Source organism: Maribacter sp. IgM3_T14_3, assembly GCF_049603095.1.
In the GTDB taxonomy this organism is placed as follows: Bacteria; Bacteroidota; Bacteroidia; order Flavobacteriales; family Flavobacteriaceae; genus Maribacter.
Map to the genome: position 1 here is coordinate 1,157,577 of NZ_CP187138.1, position 17,424 is coordinate 1,175,000.

Genomic DNA, 17,424 nt, shown 5'->3' on the forward strand with positions numbered 1-17,424 from the left:
TCTGTTAAATAACCACCCAGAACTTTTGTGAAAGTCTGGGTGGTATTTAATTTTAATTTTTACTAATTCTCTGTTACAATAACATTGTCTAAAAAGACTTCATTACTGCCATCCACTGCATTTAAAGCTCTAACATAAATAACTATTTTATTTGAAGAAGCGGTAAATGTAAACGTACTTGTCGTAAATACAGCCTTATCAGTATTGAAGTCATTTGTTATATCAAAATAAGCATCAATAGCAGCATCAGTTTTTGAAGCATCAATACCAGTCTCTGTAGTTATTTCATTGTTTAAAATAAAGACCTCTGTATTAATACCTGCAGCTTCTGAACGTGTATCAATAGAAAAAGTATAACTTTTACCTTGCTCTACTGATACTAATTGATACATACGACGACTACTGTCACTAAATTTAGCTCCTCTTGACGCATTTCCATCTCCTGTATTAGCTGGTTGCTCATTGGTGCCATATGTAGCATCTATATAATCGTTTAAAGCTGTATTATTCCATAATACTTGGTATGGGCTAGGAACATCTTCTCCACTTCCATCAAGATTCTTAACTGTATTGTTAGGAGTCATATCCCAAGCATCTACATTATCACCATTATCAACTCCTGTATACTCATCTAAAGAACCATTAAGAACTTGAACTACAAACCCTTGAGATACCACCAATTGTTCTGTAACTACACTGGTGTTTCCAGTAATACTAGTAGCGGTCAAGGTCACTGTATAAATACCGTCTTCATCATAGGTATGTGATGGGTTCATTCCCGTAAATTGGAAACCATCTCCAAATTCCCATAAAAGCATTACAGCATCTATTGAAGCATCCATGAAATTAAATGTTCTATAATCATCTGGATCAATTTCAGATGTAAATGCAGCCGTTACTGGTGCTAGAATAGTAATATTTTTAATTAACTCAGCCGATAAATTAGAATCATTTTTTGCAGTTAATGTCACAGTATACGTATCGGCATTTTCATAAATGTGAGTTGGTTCTTCTTCTGTTGATGTATTACCATCACCAAAATCCCATTCGAAACTTGTTGCACCAGTAGAAGAATTAGTAAACGAATATTCAAGGTAATTTTCTTCACTTTGAACAGAAGTAAACCCGGTAGAAGGTGGCACTGCACCTGCTGCACCGATGTCGATGGTAAAATCATCAAGTCTTCCTTCAACATCACCATTAGTAAAGTAAATTGCAACGGTATTATTTACGCCAGAGTTAAAAGATAATTTTTGTTGTACATAAACGTCTGGTTCAGAATCATCGGTAACAGTTACAGAAGCAATTGTACCTTCTGAAACCTCTGCATCTGTCGTAAAAGTTCCGCCATTTGCAGTAACCCCTAATATAGCAACAGTCATAGATGGATCAGAAGAACCACTTAACATAGTGTACCAGAAACTTAAATCATAATTTGAATCTGGTTCTACAGTAATTTCTTGATAACCTACACGATCACCTGCCGGTACAGGTAATTTAGCACCTTGATCACCAAATGTTACCGGACTTCCTGTAATTTGAATTACTCCACCTAAATCATTATTTCTCCAAGAATCACGTCCATCGCCACCACCATCTGGTAATGTACCATCTTCAAAGCCTGCTTCTAAAATAACTGGTTGAAATGGACCTTCTACAACCAAAACTTCAACTGTAGTAGAACCAGTAACACCGTTTGCATCTGTAGCGGTTAAGGTAACTGGATAAGTACCTTCGCCTTCAAAGATGAATGAAGGATCTTTATCGGTAGTAGTATTACCGTTACCAAAATCCCAAATAAAATTATTTGCCTCAGTAGATAAATTACTAAAAAGAATGGTTTTAAAATCATCTATAGATGAGGCATATGAAAAGCTAGCTGCAGGAAAAGCAGTATCAGCCTGTGAATTTGCACCTGGTAAATCATCTCTAAAAAGTTCATCATTTACACAACTAGCCACAAAACCAGCCGATACAAAACATAACAGCAGCAGTTTTGCTTTATTTAATATACTTAATTTACGATTCATAGTTTTTTATTTTAATATTAATACCCTGGGTTTTGTGTTAACAATCCTCCACTTAAATTGATTTCACTTTCTGGAATTGGTAACAGTAACGATCTTGAAGTAAAAATGTATCCCTCTTCAATTGCATGTGCACTCAATACTGCATCTGCTACTCCGAACCTCAACAAATCGAAAAAACGTTCATTCTCAAATGCTAGTTCTACACGTCTTTCTACAAGCAGCTCTGTTTTAGATACACTTGACACACTGTTTGGAGCGGTATCTGGAAATGCTCTATCTTTTACTTCTTGAAAAGCCATTAGCGCACCTAAATCTGACGTGCTAGTTCCTGTTCCAATTGCAGCCTCAACTCGCATTAAAAGTACATCTGAATATCGAATCGCGATATAATCGTTTCCTGCATCACGTGCATTGTTACCATATGTTGGAGGAAATACTGAAAAATCTGAACCATCTGGCAAAAACTTAGTTACTTCTGTTCTGGTCGGGAAAGTAAAATAGGAAACACTTGTTCTATCCCCTCCAAAAGCAGTGAAATCTGCAATTAAATTATCATTTACAATATTTTGACCATCATCGCCACCTTGACGAAAAGTAGATGTAAACTCAGCCGAGAAACCTTGACTTTCTTGTGCATTTCCCGTTACATACTGTACTGCAAAAATAATTTCATCATTTAGCTCAGAGTAAAAGACATCATTATAATCTGACATTAACGAAAATCTACCGCTACTTATAATAGCATCACATAATTGTTGTGCACCTGCATAATTACGGGTAGGTTGTGTCATGTATACTTTCGCCAATAAGGCTTGTGCTGCAGCTCTAGAAGCTCTCGATTTAGAACCATTATCCAATACGCTTACCGCTTCTTGTAAATCTGATACAATTTGCGCATACACTTGTTCTACCGATACTCTAGTAAAAAGCGCTTCTTTATCATCTGACAATACTACTTCAGTAACCAAAGGCACATCACCATAAAGTCGAACTAAATTAAAGTAGGCATAGGCACGTAGAAACTTTGCTTCTGCTGTGTATTTTGGTTGATTAGACGCGTCTGCAATATCTATATAATCTAAAATATTGTTAGCTCTAAAAATTACCTCATACATTGATTGATAGTAATCTTCAGATTCTACATTAGTAGCATCAACTACATATCTATGAAAATCGGCTTTCGACCCTTCTAATGTTTGTGTTCTTGTATTATCAGAACGATGCTCTGTCAAAAGATGCTCTAATTGAACACCTCTATTGGCATTAGCTTCGTTGCCTTCTGTATTTTCATTAACACCTTGTAAACCGTCATAGATACCATAAATACCGGATAGTACGTCTGCGTCTGTTTGAAAAAACGATTCTACTGCTATAGCAGTCTCTGGTAATGGGCTCAAAAACTCATCACTACAGGACAAAAAAACAGAACCTGTAATCGCAAAGACTAAAAATTTTATATGTTTCATAATGTATTGTGTGTATTAAAATTAAAAATCGATGTTCATACCTATGGTTAACGTACTAAATATAGGCGTACCTGCACGTTGAGAGCCATAAGCTCTTGGGTTAGATCCATCTACAAATTCTGGGTTAAAACCATGATAATCATTTGCAGTGATATATAATAGGTTTTGCGCAGTTCCATATACTCTTAAACCGGTCAACCCAAATTTATCTAAAGATTTACGCGAAAAATTATAACCCAGATTAACGTTTCTTAATGAAAGGTAATTAGCACTTGCGATTACCTCGCTAGTCAATACCTTTTCTTGAATAAAAGAAACATCAGATACATAACCATCAGCAACTGCCTGCAATGCACCACCACTTCTAGTTTGGTTACCGAACCAGTTGTAGAAATATTCATCACCAATATTATTTACTTGTGCCCCTAAGCTACCTTGAAGCATGAAAGAAAAATCAAAATTACCTATCTGAAATTCATTGGTAAAACTGTAAATTAAATCTGGATAAGGATCTCCAAGTATTGTTTTATCTTCTGCGGTAATAATACCATCACCATTCAAATCCAATACTTTAGTATCTTGAGCTTCACCATTAATTCTGTTCCATGGATTGTCTACGTAAGTTGTTCTATACTCTACATCTGAATATGTTGGATCTACTACGTAACCCCAAAAAGAAGAAATAGGCTCACCAATACGATTAATCCATTGCGAGTTTCTTCCATAATCATCTTCAATTAGTGCATTGTTAGAATCTCCAAAACTTAATAATTCGTTTTGATTAGTTGAAGCCACAATAGTAGAACTCCATTTAAATTTTTCGCTCAAGATATTTTTAGTCCTAAATTCAAGTTCGAAACCTTTATTTTGAACTTCACCTAAATTCACAATACCACTGCTAAAACCAGTTACGAAGGATACAGGATTTTCTAGAAGCAAATCATTACTTGTTCTTTGGTAATAATCAAATGACCCAGATATTCTGTTATTAAAAAACCCATAATCCAATCCAATGGTCAATTCCTCAGAAGCTTCCCATTTCAAAAGATCATTTGCAATATTTCGTGGAGATACCCCTGTAACGATACTACCATCTACTACAGCATTAGAATTATTTAATAAAGCTAGGTAAGCATAAAGATTAACATTATCATCACCTACATTAAAATTCTCTGCACCAGTTAAACCATAACTAGCTCTGAATTTTAGACTATTGATCAACTTGCTATCTTTCAAAAAATTCTCTTTTGCAACATTCCAACCTACCGATACCGCAGGGAAATCACCATACTTGAAGTCAGAACCAAAAACAGAACTACCATCTCGCCTAAAAGAAGCATTGAATAAATATTTATCTGCATATGCATAATTTAATCTAGCAAAATAACCTACTTTTTTAAGCTGTACGTTAATCTCATCAAATTCAGCAATTGCAGTAGCGCCTTCTAGATTTTTCAACAAATCGTTAGTATACCCATTACCCGTAACCTGACTCTCGTTACTTCTTCTTTGCTGAACAGTCATACCCCCTAAAAGGTCTAAATCATGATTTCCAAAGCTTTTACTGTATGACAGCGTATTATCTAAAACCAATCTAATACGATCTCTGTTTTGTAAATTGTATTGAGCCCTGCTATTACCTGAGGCATGGTGCTTGGTACCATCCCATCTTGTTCTTTTACGTTGTTCTAGAGTTAGACCTAAATTTGTTTTAGCAGTTAGTCCATCAAAAAGTTCGTAACTTAAATAAGAGGAACCGAACAATTTTGTGTTATATTCATAATGCTCACGCTCTACATACTGTGCATAAGGATTAGAATCACCAGAGGTACGTGGTCTACTTGTACTGCCGTCACCATTAATATCTAAATTTAACAAGTGATTTTCGTAGAAGTAATCACCCACTCCAACATTTGGATATACATCCCTATCTATAAATTGAAGTGATTCTGCAGTATGATAAATAGGCAACCATGGAGATTGACGTATTGGATTATGTATGGATGTTGGCAAACTTCTTTGTTTTGAATAAGAAGGACTAACATTAAGTCCAAACCTCATTTTTTCGCCAAACTTCGTATCCATTTTTAAGTTTGCAGTATACAATTTATAATCATCTGTAATAACTACACCCTCATCATGTAACGCTCTTAAAGAAGCACTGAATTTTGTATCCTCTGAACCTCCTCTTGCAGAGAATGAATGGCTTGTAATATTACCACCATCAAAGAAAACATCTTGCCAATCTCTATCAACACCTGTAGTAGCCACTAACAATTGAGCATATTGAGTTTCATTCGAAAGTTCTCCTGTAGCAGCAAGTTCTTCAGTTGCCCATTTCGAAACACTTTTTCTATAATCATCACTACCATGCGCTTCTTTACGACCTGTATAGGTTTGGTAACTAAATTTTGTTTTACCTGCCTTACCACTTTTAGTAGTAATCAAAATAACCCCGTTCGCACCTTCACTACCATATATAGCAGCAGAGGCAGCATCTTTAAGTACTTCAAAAGACTCCACATCATTCATGTCCACATTTCCAAGAAAATCAGAACTAACCACAACTCCATCTATTACCAATGCTGGCCCAGAACTTGCTGTCACAGAACCTACACCTCTAATTCTGATAGTTGGCGCAGCACCTGCTTCAGCGCTTGTTGCTTGTATGTTCACACCAGAAACTTGTCCGATTAAAGCATCATCAACCCTTGAAACCGCAATTTGGTCTAAGGTTTTGTTAACCACTTTAGATACGGAACCTGTTATAGAGGATTTCTTTTGTGTACCATAACCAACAACAACAACCTCGTCCAGTTGACTGGTATCTACCTTTAAAGTAATACTTACATTATTTTGAGCTGTTATAGCAACAGATTCTGTACCATACCCTATGTATGAGATACGTAACATATCACCACTAGCAACTTGAATGGTAAAATTACCATCAAAATCTGTTTGTGTACCTTTTGTTGTGTTCGCCACAAGTACATTTGCCCCAGGTATAGGCACATTGTCTACATCTACTACAGTACCCGATAAGCTATAAGCTTCTTGAGCAAATAATTGCACATTGACCAGCAACATTACAATCATAAAAAGTTTAATTCTAAAATTCATTTCTGTTAAATTAAGTTAGTTCTATTGAATTTGTTAATACCTTTTTTGCATCAACTTACAAATGTGATGTTGTTTTCACATTAAAATCCTCAGTCTACCAATACACCTATTTCTATTTATTAATAATTTCAACATTTATAATAGTAAGAAAATAGTCTTTTGGCAATAATTACATGTTTGTGTGATACTCCTTTCTAAATAAAGTGATTATCAATTAAAAAAAGAAGGCGAGCACCCATCCTTTTTTCTGCCGTTTTTTTAAGGTTTCATGTCTATTTTTTTAGTTAGTAAAAATTTGTCTCAAGTAACATTTTAACTGGTTTACCAAATTGGTTCGTCAAACTGGTTTACCAAATATATGTTATTATCTTGTTAAAAAAAATTACTTCAACTAATAAAGCCTTAAAAATTTAAGATTTAACACAATAAAGCCTTCTTAAATTAGATATTTCATAATTATAGATGCAGATTAACTTGTGCTATACAATTTTAAAGTAAGCAGTTACACTTATTGGTCTGCGGATGATTGAGACACAATTAGAGTAATAGCTCTTGAAAAAATTTCAGCTAATAATAATTTATCAAATGGTAAATTATTATTTATTATTTAAAGCTAATTTCTTGATATTACGCAGTATTATACTTGATTTTTTAAGTCAACCCTATATAACAATTTGATGAAAATAAAGGAAGATATTTTGATGATGGAGTAATGATTACAAGAAATAATTGATAATTACCAAATCTAATTACCTATCGGTTGAAGAAATTATATATGAAATAACAAGAACTATTTTTACACCTAAACAAGTGATGCAAAATCCATTTAAAATAACAGAAGTATAGCTAATAGGAAAGTATTAAAAATAAAAAAAGGCTTCCATTTTCATGAAAGCCTTTTAACCTGTGGGCCCTACTGGATTCGAACCAGTGACCCCCTGCTTGTAAGGCAGGTGCTCTGAACCAACTGAGCTAAGAGCCCCAAAAGGAGTGCAAATATATAATACTTTTACATTCCACAAAAGAAAAATCAATAAAATTTTAAAGAACTTCTGCTACAACAAAATTACTACCGCCAACATATATAAAATCATTCTTTTTAGCGTCTTTTTTCGCCGATTTAAATGCCTTATTTACAGACTTATAAACCTCACCTTTAAAATTGAGGTCATAAAATAGGTTTGCCAAAATATTTTCATCTAACCCCCTAAATATTTTCGGTTTGCAAAAATAATAGGTTGCGTTTTTAGGAAATAAAGGTATAATTTGACTAATATCTTTGTCTTTTACGAAACCTACTACTATATGAAGATTTTCATATTGCTGCGTTTTTAGTTGGTCTAAAACTATAAATATACCTTCTTTATTATGGGCTGTATCACAAATTATCGTTGGTTCTTCACCAATTTGTTGCCAACGCCCCATTAATTTGGTATTATCAATTACTCGCTTTAATCCTAAAACAATATCGTTTTCTTCAACTTTGAAATTAGACAATACGTTTAAAGTCGCTAAAACACCTTTTATATTTTTCTTTTGATAAGAACCTAATAAGCCAATTTCATAAGGTGGATACTCATTATCTTCTGCAAATACTATAGGTGCATTTACCTCTTTCGCTCTTGCCTTAAATACTGGCGCTGTCTCATCATTATATTCACTTATAACCACAGGCACATGAGACTTTATAATACCAGCTTTCTCTTTGGCTATTAGTGGAATGGTACGACCAAGCATATCAACATGGTCTAAGCCAATATTTGTAATTAAAGCAACCTCTGGTAAAATAATATTGGTAGAATCAAGCCTACCGCCTAAACCAACCTCTATTACCGCTATATCTACTTTCTCAAATTCAAAATATGAGAACGCCATACCTACTGTCATTTCAAAAAATGAAAGTTTGTTAGAAACAAAATAAGATTGATTTTGAGCAATAAAATCTACCACCCAACTCTTTCCTATTTTTTTTCCATTAACACGAATACGCTCTCTAAAATCTTTTAAATGAGGTGAAGTATAAAGTCCGACCTTATAGCCTGCTTCTTGCAAAACAGACGCTAGTAAATGACTGCTTGAGCCTTTACCGTTAGTACCGGCAACATGAATGCTCTTAAATTTTGTATGAGGATTATCTAAATGTTCGGCAAATGAAGTAATGCCATCTAGTTTCGAATTAAAGGCTACTTTACCTTTATTCTGATACATTGGAAGTTGTGCAAACATCCAATCTAATGTTTCTTTATAGGTCACTCTCCAAGCTTAAAGTTAACAACTACGAAACCAACTTGTTGATTTGGGGCATTGCTATCTAAATTCCATTTGTGCATGAATGCCGTCTTTTTAGCTGGCTCTAATAAACACGGATTATTGTTTGTAGTACCACGAACACCTGGCTCAGCACTAATTACTTTTCCATTTCTATCAACAACAATTTTCACTACTACTCTACCAGATTCATTGCATTCTTGCTGCACTTTTCCCTTATTAACTAACGAACGACCGTTTAATCCGTATCCGCCAGTTCCACTTCCGCTACCAGGACTTCCATAATAACTAGTTGCGTAAGGGTCACCATCTGCTTGACCTTTATCTCCTGCTTTGTTATCATCGCCTTCACTACCCGATGCTGTACCGTCAGACTTATTAAGTCCGCCCATCATGGCATCTAAGGCCTTCTTTTTAGCTTCTTGTTCTTGGCGAGCCTTATCTTCAGCATCTTTCTTTTGTTTTGCAATTTTAGCTGCCTCTGCCTTTTTCTTATTCTCAACTGCTTCTGCCTTTCTTTTGGCATCTGCAGCTGCCTCATCAGCCTTTCTTTTAGCTTCTTTAGCTTGATTAATTTTTATTGCCTCTTCGTTTTCTTTAGTCAATAATTTTTCTGCCGGGGCCTCCTTCTCAGCCGTTGCTTCCTCTACTTCTTCTTCAGGCAATTCAATAGCCTCTTCCACCTCTTGTTTTGTAGGTTCTACTGGCGGAGTATCTAATGGCTCTGATTGTATTTTTTCTTTTGGCTGCACTTTACCGCTGCCAAATTCCATAGTTCCAAAATTGACCGAGATTCCATTCTCTTCTGGCGGATCCATGTATGTTAGACCAATATAAAATAAAACCAATAACAGTGTACTTAACAACAATGTGGTAAGTGTCAATGATTTCTTTTTATGTTTTGTGTCTAAAAATGCCATTAGTTGGGGCGTACCGCTAAAATAACTTTATAATTATTTCTGTTCGCGATATCCATAACATTTACGGCTTCTTTAATCGCGACACTTTCTTCTGCTCTTAAAATTATAGTAGGATTATCTTGACCTGCTAATGCCTTCTTAAGCTCTATCTCAATATATTCTCCATTGATACGTTCATCATTAACAAAGTATTGAAGATTCTTATCGATGCTGACCGAAACGTTCTGGGTATTTGTAGATTTTCCTTTTGCCTTTGGCAGTAACAAATCTAAAGCGTTCGGTGAATTAGCCGTTAGCATGAAAAATATCAACAACAAGAATACAATATCTGTCATTGAAGACATGCTAAAGTCTGGACTGACTTTATTTCTTCCTTTTAATTTCATAGAATAAAATTAAAGAGGTTCGTTTAATAGATCTAAGAATTCTACCGCGTTAGCTTCCATTTTATGAACAACCTTATCGGTTCTATTCACCAAATGGTTATACCCAACGTAAGCTATAATACCTACTATTAGACCCGCTACCGTCGTAGTCATCGCAGTATAAATACCTGAAGCCAAAGACCCCATCTCTGCTTGACCACCACTACTGGCCATTTCATGAAAGGCAAGTATCATACCTATAACAGTACCTAAGAAACCAATCATTGGTGCCGCACCTGCGACCGTAGCAAGTATACTTACATTTTTCTCTAGCTTGTATACCTCTAAAGTACCAGCATTTTCAATTGCGGTATTTATATCGTCTAATGGCTTACCAATTCTAGATACACCTTTCTCGGTCAATCTAGCTACGGGCGAATCAGTTTGCGCACAAAGCAGTTTTGCCGCATCTAATTTACCTGAAGTAACATAATCACGAATTTGATTCATGAAATTCTTATCTATTTTAGATGCCGCATTTACAGCAAGCAATCGCTCAAAATAGATATATAACGCTACACCTAACATTATAAATAGTACCGAAATAATGATGACACTACCTGTACCCCCATTAAATATTAAATCTATAACCGAAAGAGTTTTCTCTTCAGACAATAATTCGTCGCTCGCATTTTGAGCCAAATCCTGGAATAATAACATAGTATTCTTTAAGTATTGAATTTGCCTTTATAACGATGAATTGCGAATTAAATTATACGTTAAGTACAAAATCTCTTAACAATATAAAAACTATGGCTCCACTAATAAAACCTGCGAATGCCAACCATGCAATTTTTTTAAGATACCAGAAAAAATCAATTTTTTCCATACCCATAGCAACAACACCTGCTGCCGAACCAATAATCAACATACTACCACCTGTACCAGCAGAATATGCGATGAAATGCCAAAGTGGATTATCTAAAGGCTCGCTAAACATACCCATACTTGCAGCAACCAATGGTACGTTATCAATAACCGCAGACCCCAAACCAAATAATAATACGACAATATCAGTATTAGGTATTGCTTCATTAAGTGCACCTGCAGCATTAAAAAGTATTCCTAATGACTCTAAAGCAGCTACCGCCAATAAAATTCCTAAGAAGAACAATATACTTGGCAATTCTATTTTAGATAAAGAGTGGTGAACAGGACTATGGTGACCTTCACTATCTTGACCTTCTTGATCCACTGAAGAGATACTAAACTTCTTATTACTATATATTTCAGCGAAAGTCGCTACAACAGCCAACGATAACATCATACCAACATAAGGTGGTAAATGTGTAACTGTTTTAAAAATAGGAACGAACAAAATAGCACCTAGACCTAAGTATAACATTACTCCACTATACTTAGACTTAGATTTTTCTTCATCTAATTCCCCATCAATCAAACCTTTAAACACTTTAAACCTACTTGCAATCACTACAGGTACAATCATACAAACTAATGACGGCAAAAGAACATGAAGCACTAACTGACCGGCACTTACTCTATTCGCAATCCACAACATTGTTGTTGTAACATCGCCAATTGGTGACCAAGCACCACCAGCATTAGCCGTTATAACAATCATACCAGCAAACCATAATTTAGTTTCTCTATCCTTAATAACCTTCTGGAGTATTGTTATTAAAACTATAGTAGCTGTAAGGTTATCAATAATAGCAGATAATATGAATGCTAATATTGAAAACAACCAAAGTAATTTTCCTTTATCCTTTGTCTTAATAAAGCCTTTTATCGTAGCAAAACCATCGAAATAATCAATTATTTCTACAATTGTCATAGCCCCTAATAAAAAGAACAGTATTTCAGCAGTTTTACCCAAATGATGTAAAAGAGATTCCTCCATCATATGCATTCGATCTAAATGACCGAATTCCTTAAAACCTTCAACAAGACTTTGATGAGCTGAATCAAACCAGTTTTCATAACCATCTATTCCAAGAGCGATCAGTGCCCAAAGTATAGCCATCATAGCTAGTGCTGGAATTAATTTATCTATTTTAAGATTGTGTTCTAAGGTAATGGCAAGGTATCCTGCCAAAAAAACAATAACAATGATGGTTTCCATATTAGTTGGTTTTTTGAGTAACTAGTTAGTAGTTGTAAATATAGGTTCTAATTCTAAAAAATAAATCTTCCAAATATATTTAAAATTGTCTGTGAATTCCTAATGAATTGACAATAATACCGAAGTTATTTGACTTCCAAATACTTAAATCGATACTATTCTAAATTTAACAAGTTTTTAGTGACCACATTTTAACGTATAAGAAAATGTTAAATAGTCATCTCTCCACAATTTGAAACCCACATTTGTTATAAAATCGATTAAAAGAGACTTTTTAAGTTGAATATTTAACGAGTATATCTTTATCTTTGAGAAGATAACTTTTATAAAATTTACATGGATTTTTCTTTAACTGAAGAACAACAACTTATTCAACAAGCAGCGCGCGATTTTGCCCAAACTGAATTACTACCTGAGGTAGTGGAACGTGATGATGCACAAAGATTTCCTAAAAAAGAGGTCAAAAAATTAGGCGAACTCGGATTTTTAGGAATGATGGTAGATCCAGCTTATGGTGGTAGTGGTTTAGATACCTTATCATATGTATTGGCTATGGAAGAAATTTCTAAGATTGATGCCTCTACATCTGTAATTATGTCTGTAAATAATTCTTTGGTTTGCTGGGGATTAGAAAAATTTGGTTCTGAAGCTCAAAAAGAAAAATACCTTACCAAGCTTTCAACCGGCGAACAAATTGGCGCATTCTGTCTTTCTGAACCTGAAGCTGGTAGCGATGCTACTTCTCAAACAACAACAGCAATAGATATGGGCGACCATTATATTGTTAACGGTACTAAAAACTGGATTACCAATGGTGGCACAGCTAGCACATATATTGTTATAGCCCAAACCGATAAAGAGAAAAAACACAGGGGAATAAATGCCTTAATTATTGAAAAAGGTGCTCCAGGATTTGAAATTGGTCCTAAAGAAAATAAACTAGGGATTAGAGGTAGTGACACTCATTCTTTGATATTCAACGATGTAAAAGTGCCTAAAGAAAATAGAATTGGCGAAGATGGCTTCGGTTTCAAGTTCGCCATGAAAACTTTGGCCGGTGGTCGTATTGGTATTGCTGCACAAGCATTAGGTATTGCTGCAGGTGCTTACGAATTAGCTTTAAAATACTCTAAAGAACGAAAGGCGTTCGGTACAGAGATTAGCAATCATCAAGCTATAGCTTTTAAACTTGCAGATATGCATACCGAAATTCAAGCAGCAAGGTTGCTTGTATATCAATCTGCTATGGATAAGGATAATGGTAATGATTATGACCTTTCTGGTGCTATGGCTAAATTATATGCTTCAAAAGTTGCGATGGAAACTACAGTTGAAGCCGTTCAAATTCATGGTGGAAATGGGTTTGTAAAAGATTACCACGTAGAAAGATTAATGAGAGATGCAAAAATCACTCAGATATATGAAGGAACTTCAGAAATACAAAAAATCGTAATTTCAAGAAGTATTCTGAAGTAAAAAAGTGCTTTTACAATAAACACCCCTATAATTTATAGGGGTGTTTTTATTTTAAATCAATACTAACTTTGTTACCCTCTCAATAAAGTTAGACTTAATTGTTAGAAAGTTACATAAACTGCAACTTACCCCCTTAGTCAACCCTTCATTTACGTTATATTAACTTAAATTTATCAATCTGATAAATTGAAGGTTTTAAAAATCCATAATTATCGATTTTTTAAGCTTTTATTTAATCTGTTGAGTTTTTTACTAGAATTTGTTCAAATCGTTGAATATAATTCAATTAAATTGATATTTTTGAAGAAATACCACAAAGGATGACACTGAAAAAGCAAGGATTATATCTACCGGAATTTGAACATGATAACTGTGGGGCTGGATTTATTTGTAGCCTTAAAGGAAAGAAGTCCAACGACATTATACATAAAGCGTTGGAAATTCTTGAACGTTTAGAACATAGAGGTGCTGTAAGTGCTGACGGTAAAACAGGTGATGGAGCGGGTATATTGATAGATATACCTCACGATTTTTTTCAGGCTGTGTGTAGTTTTGAATTACCTAAAGCTGGTGATTATGCTGTTGGTAATATATTCTTTCCACGTAAAGCTAATCAGCGAGATTTTTGTATTTCGGTATTTGAAGAAAATATAAAAAAACAAGGGTTAAAATTATTAGGATGGAGAGATGTACCTGTTAATAGATCAATACCTGGAAGAATTGCGGCTGAAACAGAGCCTTTTGTAAAACAAATATTTGTTGCGAAAGAAAACGAAGAACAAGACTTTTTTAATTTTAACCTAAAATTGTTCATTGCTAGAAAAGTAACGGAACACACGATTATAAAGTCAAAATTATCTGAAAGCAAATTCTTTTACGTACCAAGTTTATCTACCAAAATAATTATTTTCAAAGGATTGTTAATGCCTTTAGATATTAGTCTTTATTATTCAGACCTAATGGATTCTAGAGTTGTAACCAGACTGGCATTGGTACACCAAAGATTTTCAACAAATACTTTCCCTACTTGGGATCTGGCACAACCATTTAGATATATGTGCCACAATGGTGAAATCAACACCTTAAGAGGAAATGTAACTCGAATGTTCTCTAGAGAAGAGCTATTGAAGAGCGACGTATTCGGTGATGAAATTAAAAATATACTTCCTGTAATTTTACCTGGAAAATCAGATTCTGCGACTATGGATATGGTTGTTGAGCTTTTACTTATGACCGGTAGATCATTACCAGAAGTAATGATGATTCTAGTTCCTGAAGCTTGGGAGAAAAACGCAGAGATGTCTGATGCTAAAAGAGCATTCTACGAATATCACTCCTGTATGATGGAACCATGGGACGGACCAGCATCTATTCCTTTTACAGATGGTAACTTTATTGGTGCTGTTCTAGACAGAAACGGACTAAGACCTTCACGTTATACCGTAACCAAAGATGACTATGTAGTTATGTCTTCAGAAACTGGTGTTGTAGATATTACTCCAGAGAATGTAGAATTTCATGGTCGTTTACAACCGGGTAAGATGTTCTTGGTAAATATGGAAGAGGGCAGAATTATTAACGATGAAGAAATTAAAGAGAACATCGCAAAAAAATTCCCTTATCAGAAATGGTTAGATGATAACCTTGTTCATTTAAAAGACATACCTTATAATGATTGTCCTTTATTTTTAGGGGAAGAGACTTTAGAAAAAAGGAAATCTGTTTTCGGTTATACATTAGAAGACATTAACACCATAGTGTTACCAATGGCGAAAGCTGGTAAAGAACCAATTGGATCAATGGGTTCAGACACACCAATTGCTGTTTTATCTCAGCGCCCTCAATTAATATATAATTACTTTAAGCAATTATTCGCTCAAGTTACGAATCCGCCTTTAGATGGTATTCGCGAAGAATTGATTACAGATATCAGTTTAACTTTAGGTAGCGACCATAATATTTTTGAATTTACCGAATTACACTGTAGAAAGCTTAAAATTCAAAACCCGGTTATTTCTAAAGAAGATTTAGATAAAATTAAAAATTACGATGTTAGTCCAGATTATAAAGTGGTTTCAATACCGATGTTATATCCTATTAAACAAGGGCATAACGGTTTAGAAGATGCACTTCAAGCTCTTTTGGAACAAGCACGTAAATCAGTAGAAGAAGGCGCAAACATTATCATACTTTCCGATAGAAATGTTACCGAAGAAATGGCTCCTATTCCTGCATTATTAGCTTGTTCATTTGTAAATAGCGGATTGCAAAGGCTCGGTAAACGTTCTAAACTAAGTGTTATCATAGAATCTGCAGAACCGCGAGAAGTACATCATTTTGCCTTATTATTTGGCTTTGGAGCAAGTGCTATTAATCCATATTTGGTTAATGAAATTATCGCTGAGCAAATAGAAGAACATGATATTACAGAAATATCATTTGACGATGCTATTAAAAATTACAATAAGGCTGTAGGTAAAGGCATTTTGAAAGTAATGAACAAAATCGGTATTTCAACATTGAACTCATACCGAGGTTCTCAACTTTTTGAATGTATTGGTATCAATACTAAGGTGGTTGATAAATATTTTCCGAATACACCAACCCGTATTCAAGGTATTGGTCTATATCAAATAGAAAAAGAAATTGCTTTACGTCACCATAAGACTTTTAGCAAAAAACATATTGATGCTAATTTAGATTTAGAAATTGGTGGTGAATATAGATGGAGAAGAGATGGTGAAAAACACATGTTTAATCCATTATCCATTGCCAAGCTTCAAAAGTCTGTTCGTAATAATGAGCCAGACACCTATAAGGAGTACTCAAATATGGTTAATGAGCAATCTAAAAACCTGATGACTATTAGGGGTCTTTTTGAATTCTCTAATTATGACCCAATTCCTTTAGAAGATGTAGAACCATGGACGGAAATTGTAAAAAGGTTTAAAACCGGTGCAATGTCTTACGGATCTATAAGTAAAGAAGCACACGAGAATTTAGCGATTGCCATGAACCGTATTGGTGGCAAAAGTAATTCAGGAGAAGGTGGTGAAGATGAAGATAGGTTCTATAAGAATTCTACTGGTGATTGGAGAAATAGTGCCATTAAACAAGTTGCCTCTGGTAGATTCGGAGTTACTTCTAACTATTTAACCAACGCCAAGGAAATTCAAATAAAAATGGCTCAAGGTGCCAAGCCTGGTGAAGGCGGTCAATTACCTGGACCAAAAGTAAATCCTGAAATTGCGAAAACAAGAAATTCAACACCTTATGTTGGATTAATTTCTCCACCACCGCATCATGATATTTATTCGATTGAAGATTTATCTCAACTTATATATGATTTAAAATCTGCTAATAGAAAAGCTAGAATTAATGTTAAATTGGTTTCTGAAGTTGGTGTAGGTACTGTTGCAGCAGGTGTCGCAAAGGCAAAAGCAGATGTAGTATTAATATCTGGTTTTGATGGTGGTACAGGAGCATCACCTTTAACCTCATTAAAACATTGTGGTTTACCTTGGGAGCTTGGTATTGCCGAAGCCCAACAAACACTTGTTCTAAATGATTTAAGAAATAGAATTGTTCTTGAATGTGACGGACAATTAAAAACAGGTAGAGATGTTGCCGTAGCTT

Annotated in this window: 10 protein-coding genes and 1 tRNA gene (1 of these 11 cut by a window edge); 2 read left to right on the forward strand and 9 right to left on the reverse strand. The window is 34.7% G+C overall.

What is annotated here, in order from left to right:
- Positions 1-62: 62 nt before the first annotated feature.
- The 9 genes from ACPF9A_RS05310 to nhaD all read right to left on the reverse strand — a co-directional run bounded on the left by ACPF9A_RS05310 (position 63) and on the right by nhaD (position 12,312).
- A complete protein-coding gene (locus tag ACPF9A_RS05310) occupies positions 63-2,030 on the reverse strand; it encodes a PKD domain-containing protein (protein ID WP_424002331.1) in 1,968 nt (655 codons plus the stop codon).
- Between the two features lie 17 nt (positions 2,031-2,047).
- Positions 2,048-3,496, reverse strand: a complete 1,449-nt coding sequence (locus tag ACPF9A_RS05315; protein WP_424002333.1) for a RagB/SusD family nutrient uptake outer membrane protein — start codon at positions 3,494-3,496, stop codon at positions 2,048-2,050.
- A gap of 21 nt (positions 3,497-3,517) precedes the next feature.
- Positions 3,518-6,616 (reverse strand): SusC/RagA family TonB-linked outer membrane protein, encoded by a 3,099-nt coding sequence (locus tag ACPF9A_RS05320; protein ID WP_424002335.1) that lies wholly within the window; start codon positions 6,614-6,616, stop codon positions 3,518-3,520.
- Between the two features lie 907 nt (positions 6,617-7,523).
- A tRNA-Val gene (locus tag ACPF9A_RS05325) sits at positions 7,524-7,598 on the reverse strand.
- 59 nt (positions 7,599-7,657) lie between these two features.
- The gene (locus ACPF9A_RS05330) at positions 7,658-8,869 is read right to left on the reverse strand and encodes a bifunctional folylpolyglutamate synthase/dihydrofolate synthase (protein WP_424002337.1); all 1,212 of its coding nucleotides are present in this window, start codon (positions 8,867-8,869) and stop codon (positions 7,658-7,660) included.
- Positions 8,866-9,804, reverse strand: coding sequence for an energy transducer TonB (locus ACPF9A_RS05335; RefSeq protein WP_424002339.1), 939 nt, complete (start codon positions 9,802-9,804; stop codon positions 8,866-8,868). The genes ACPF9A_RS05330 and ACPF9A_RS05335 overlap by 4 nt, the downstream gene beginning before the upstream one ends.
- A complete protein-coding gene (locus tag ACPF9A_RS05340) occupies positions 9,804-10,190 on the reverse strand; it encodes an ExbD/TolR family protein (RefSeq protein WP_424002341.1) in 387 nt (128 codons plus the stop codon). Before ACPF9A_RS05340 ends, ACPF9A_RS05335 begins: the two co-directional genes overlap by 1 nt.
- A 9-nt stretch (positions 10,191-10,199) precedes the next feature.
- Entirely contained in the window at positions 10,200-10,889 is a 690-nt protein-coding gene (locus tag ACPF9A_RS05345; protein WP_133688941.1) for a MotA/TolQ/ExbB proton channel family protein, read from the reverse strand.
- A gap of 52 nt (positions 10,890-10,941) precedes the next feature.
- A complete protein-coding gene (gene nhaD, locus ACPF9A_RS05350) occupies positions 10,942-12,312 on the reverse strand; it encodes a sodium:proton antiporter NhaD (RefSeq protein ID WP_424002343.1) in 1,371 nt (456 codons plus the stop codon).
- Between the two features lie 336 nt (positions 12,313-12,648).
- Here nhaD and ACPF9A_RS05355 point away from each other — a divergent pair, with 336 nt between their 5' ends.
- Together ACPF9A_RS05355 and gltB are read left to right on the forward strand one after the other, a co-directional pair.
- Positions 12,649-13,788: an acyl-CoA dehydrogenase gene (locus ACPF9A_RS05355; protein ID WP_424002345.1), complete on the forward strand. Its 1,140-nt coding sequence runs from the start codon at positions 12,649-12,651 to the stop codon at positions 13,786-13,788.
- A 320-nt stretch (positions 13,789-14,108) separates the two neighbouring features.
- On the forward strand, positions 14,109-17,424 hold the 5' portion of the coding sequence (gene gltB, locus ACPF9A_RS05360) for a glutamate synthase large subunit (RefSeq protein WP_424002347.1). 1,193 nt of this gene lie beyond the right edge of the window; only the first 3,316 of its 4,509 coding nucleotides appear in the window; the start codon lies at positions 14,109-14,111; its stop codon lies beyond the right edge, outside the window.

What these genes read in the sequence shown, in the direction of transcription:
- ACPF9A_RS05340 (WP_424002341.1), bottom strand. Translation starts at nt 10,190, where the DNA reads ATGAAATTAAAAGGAAGAAATAAAGTCAGTCCAGACTTTAGCATGTCT.
- ACPF9A_RS05355 (WP_424002345.1), top strand. Translation starts at nt 12,649, where the DNA reads ATGGATTTTTCTTTAACTGAAGAACAACAACTTATTCAACAAGCAGCG.
- nhaD (WP_424002343.1), bottom strand. Translation starts at nt 12,312, where the DNA reads ATGGAAACCATCATTGTTATTGTTTTTTTGGCAGGATACCTTGCCATT.
- ACPF9A_RS05345 (WP_133688941.1), bottom strand. Translation starts at nt 10,889, where the DNA reads ATGTTATTATTCCAGGATTTGGCTCAAAATGCGAGCGACGAATTATTG.
- ACPF9A_RS05335 (WP_424002339.1), bottom strand. Translation starts at nt 9,804, where the DNA reads ATGGCATTTTTAGACACAAAACATAAAAAGAAATCATTGACACTTACC.
- ACPF9A_RS05320 (WP_424002335.1), bottom strand. Translation starts at nt 6,616, where the DNA reads ATGAATTTTAGAATTAAACTTTTTATGATTGTAATGTTGCTGGTCAAT.
- ACPF9A_RS05315 (WP_424002333.1), bottom strand. Translation starts at nt 3,496, where the DNA reads ATGAAACATATAAAATTTTTAGTCTTTGCGATTACAGGTTCTGTTTTT.
- ACPF9A_RS05310 (WP_424002331.1), bottom strand. Translation starts at nt 2,030, where the DNA reads ATGAATCGTAAATTAAGTATATTAAATAAAGCAAAACTGCTGCTGTTA.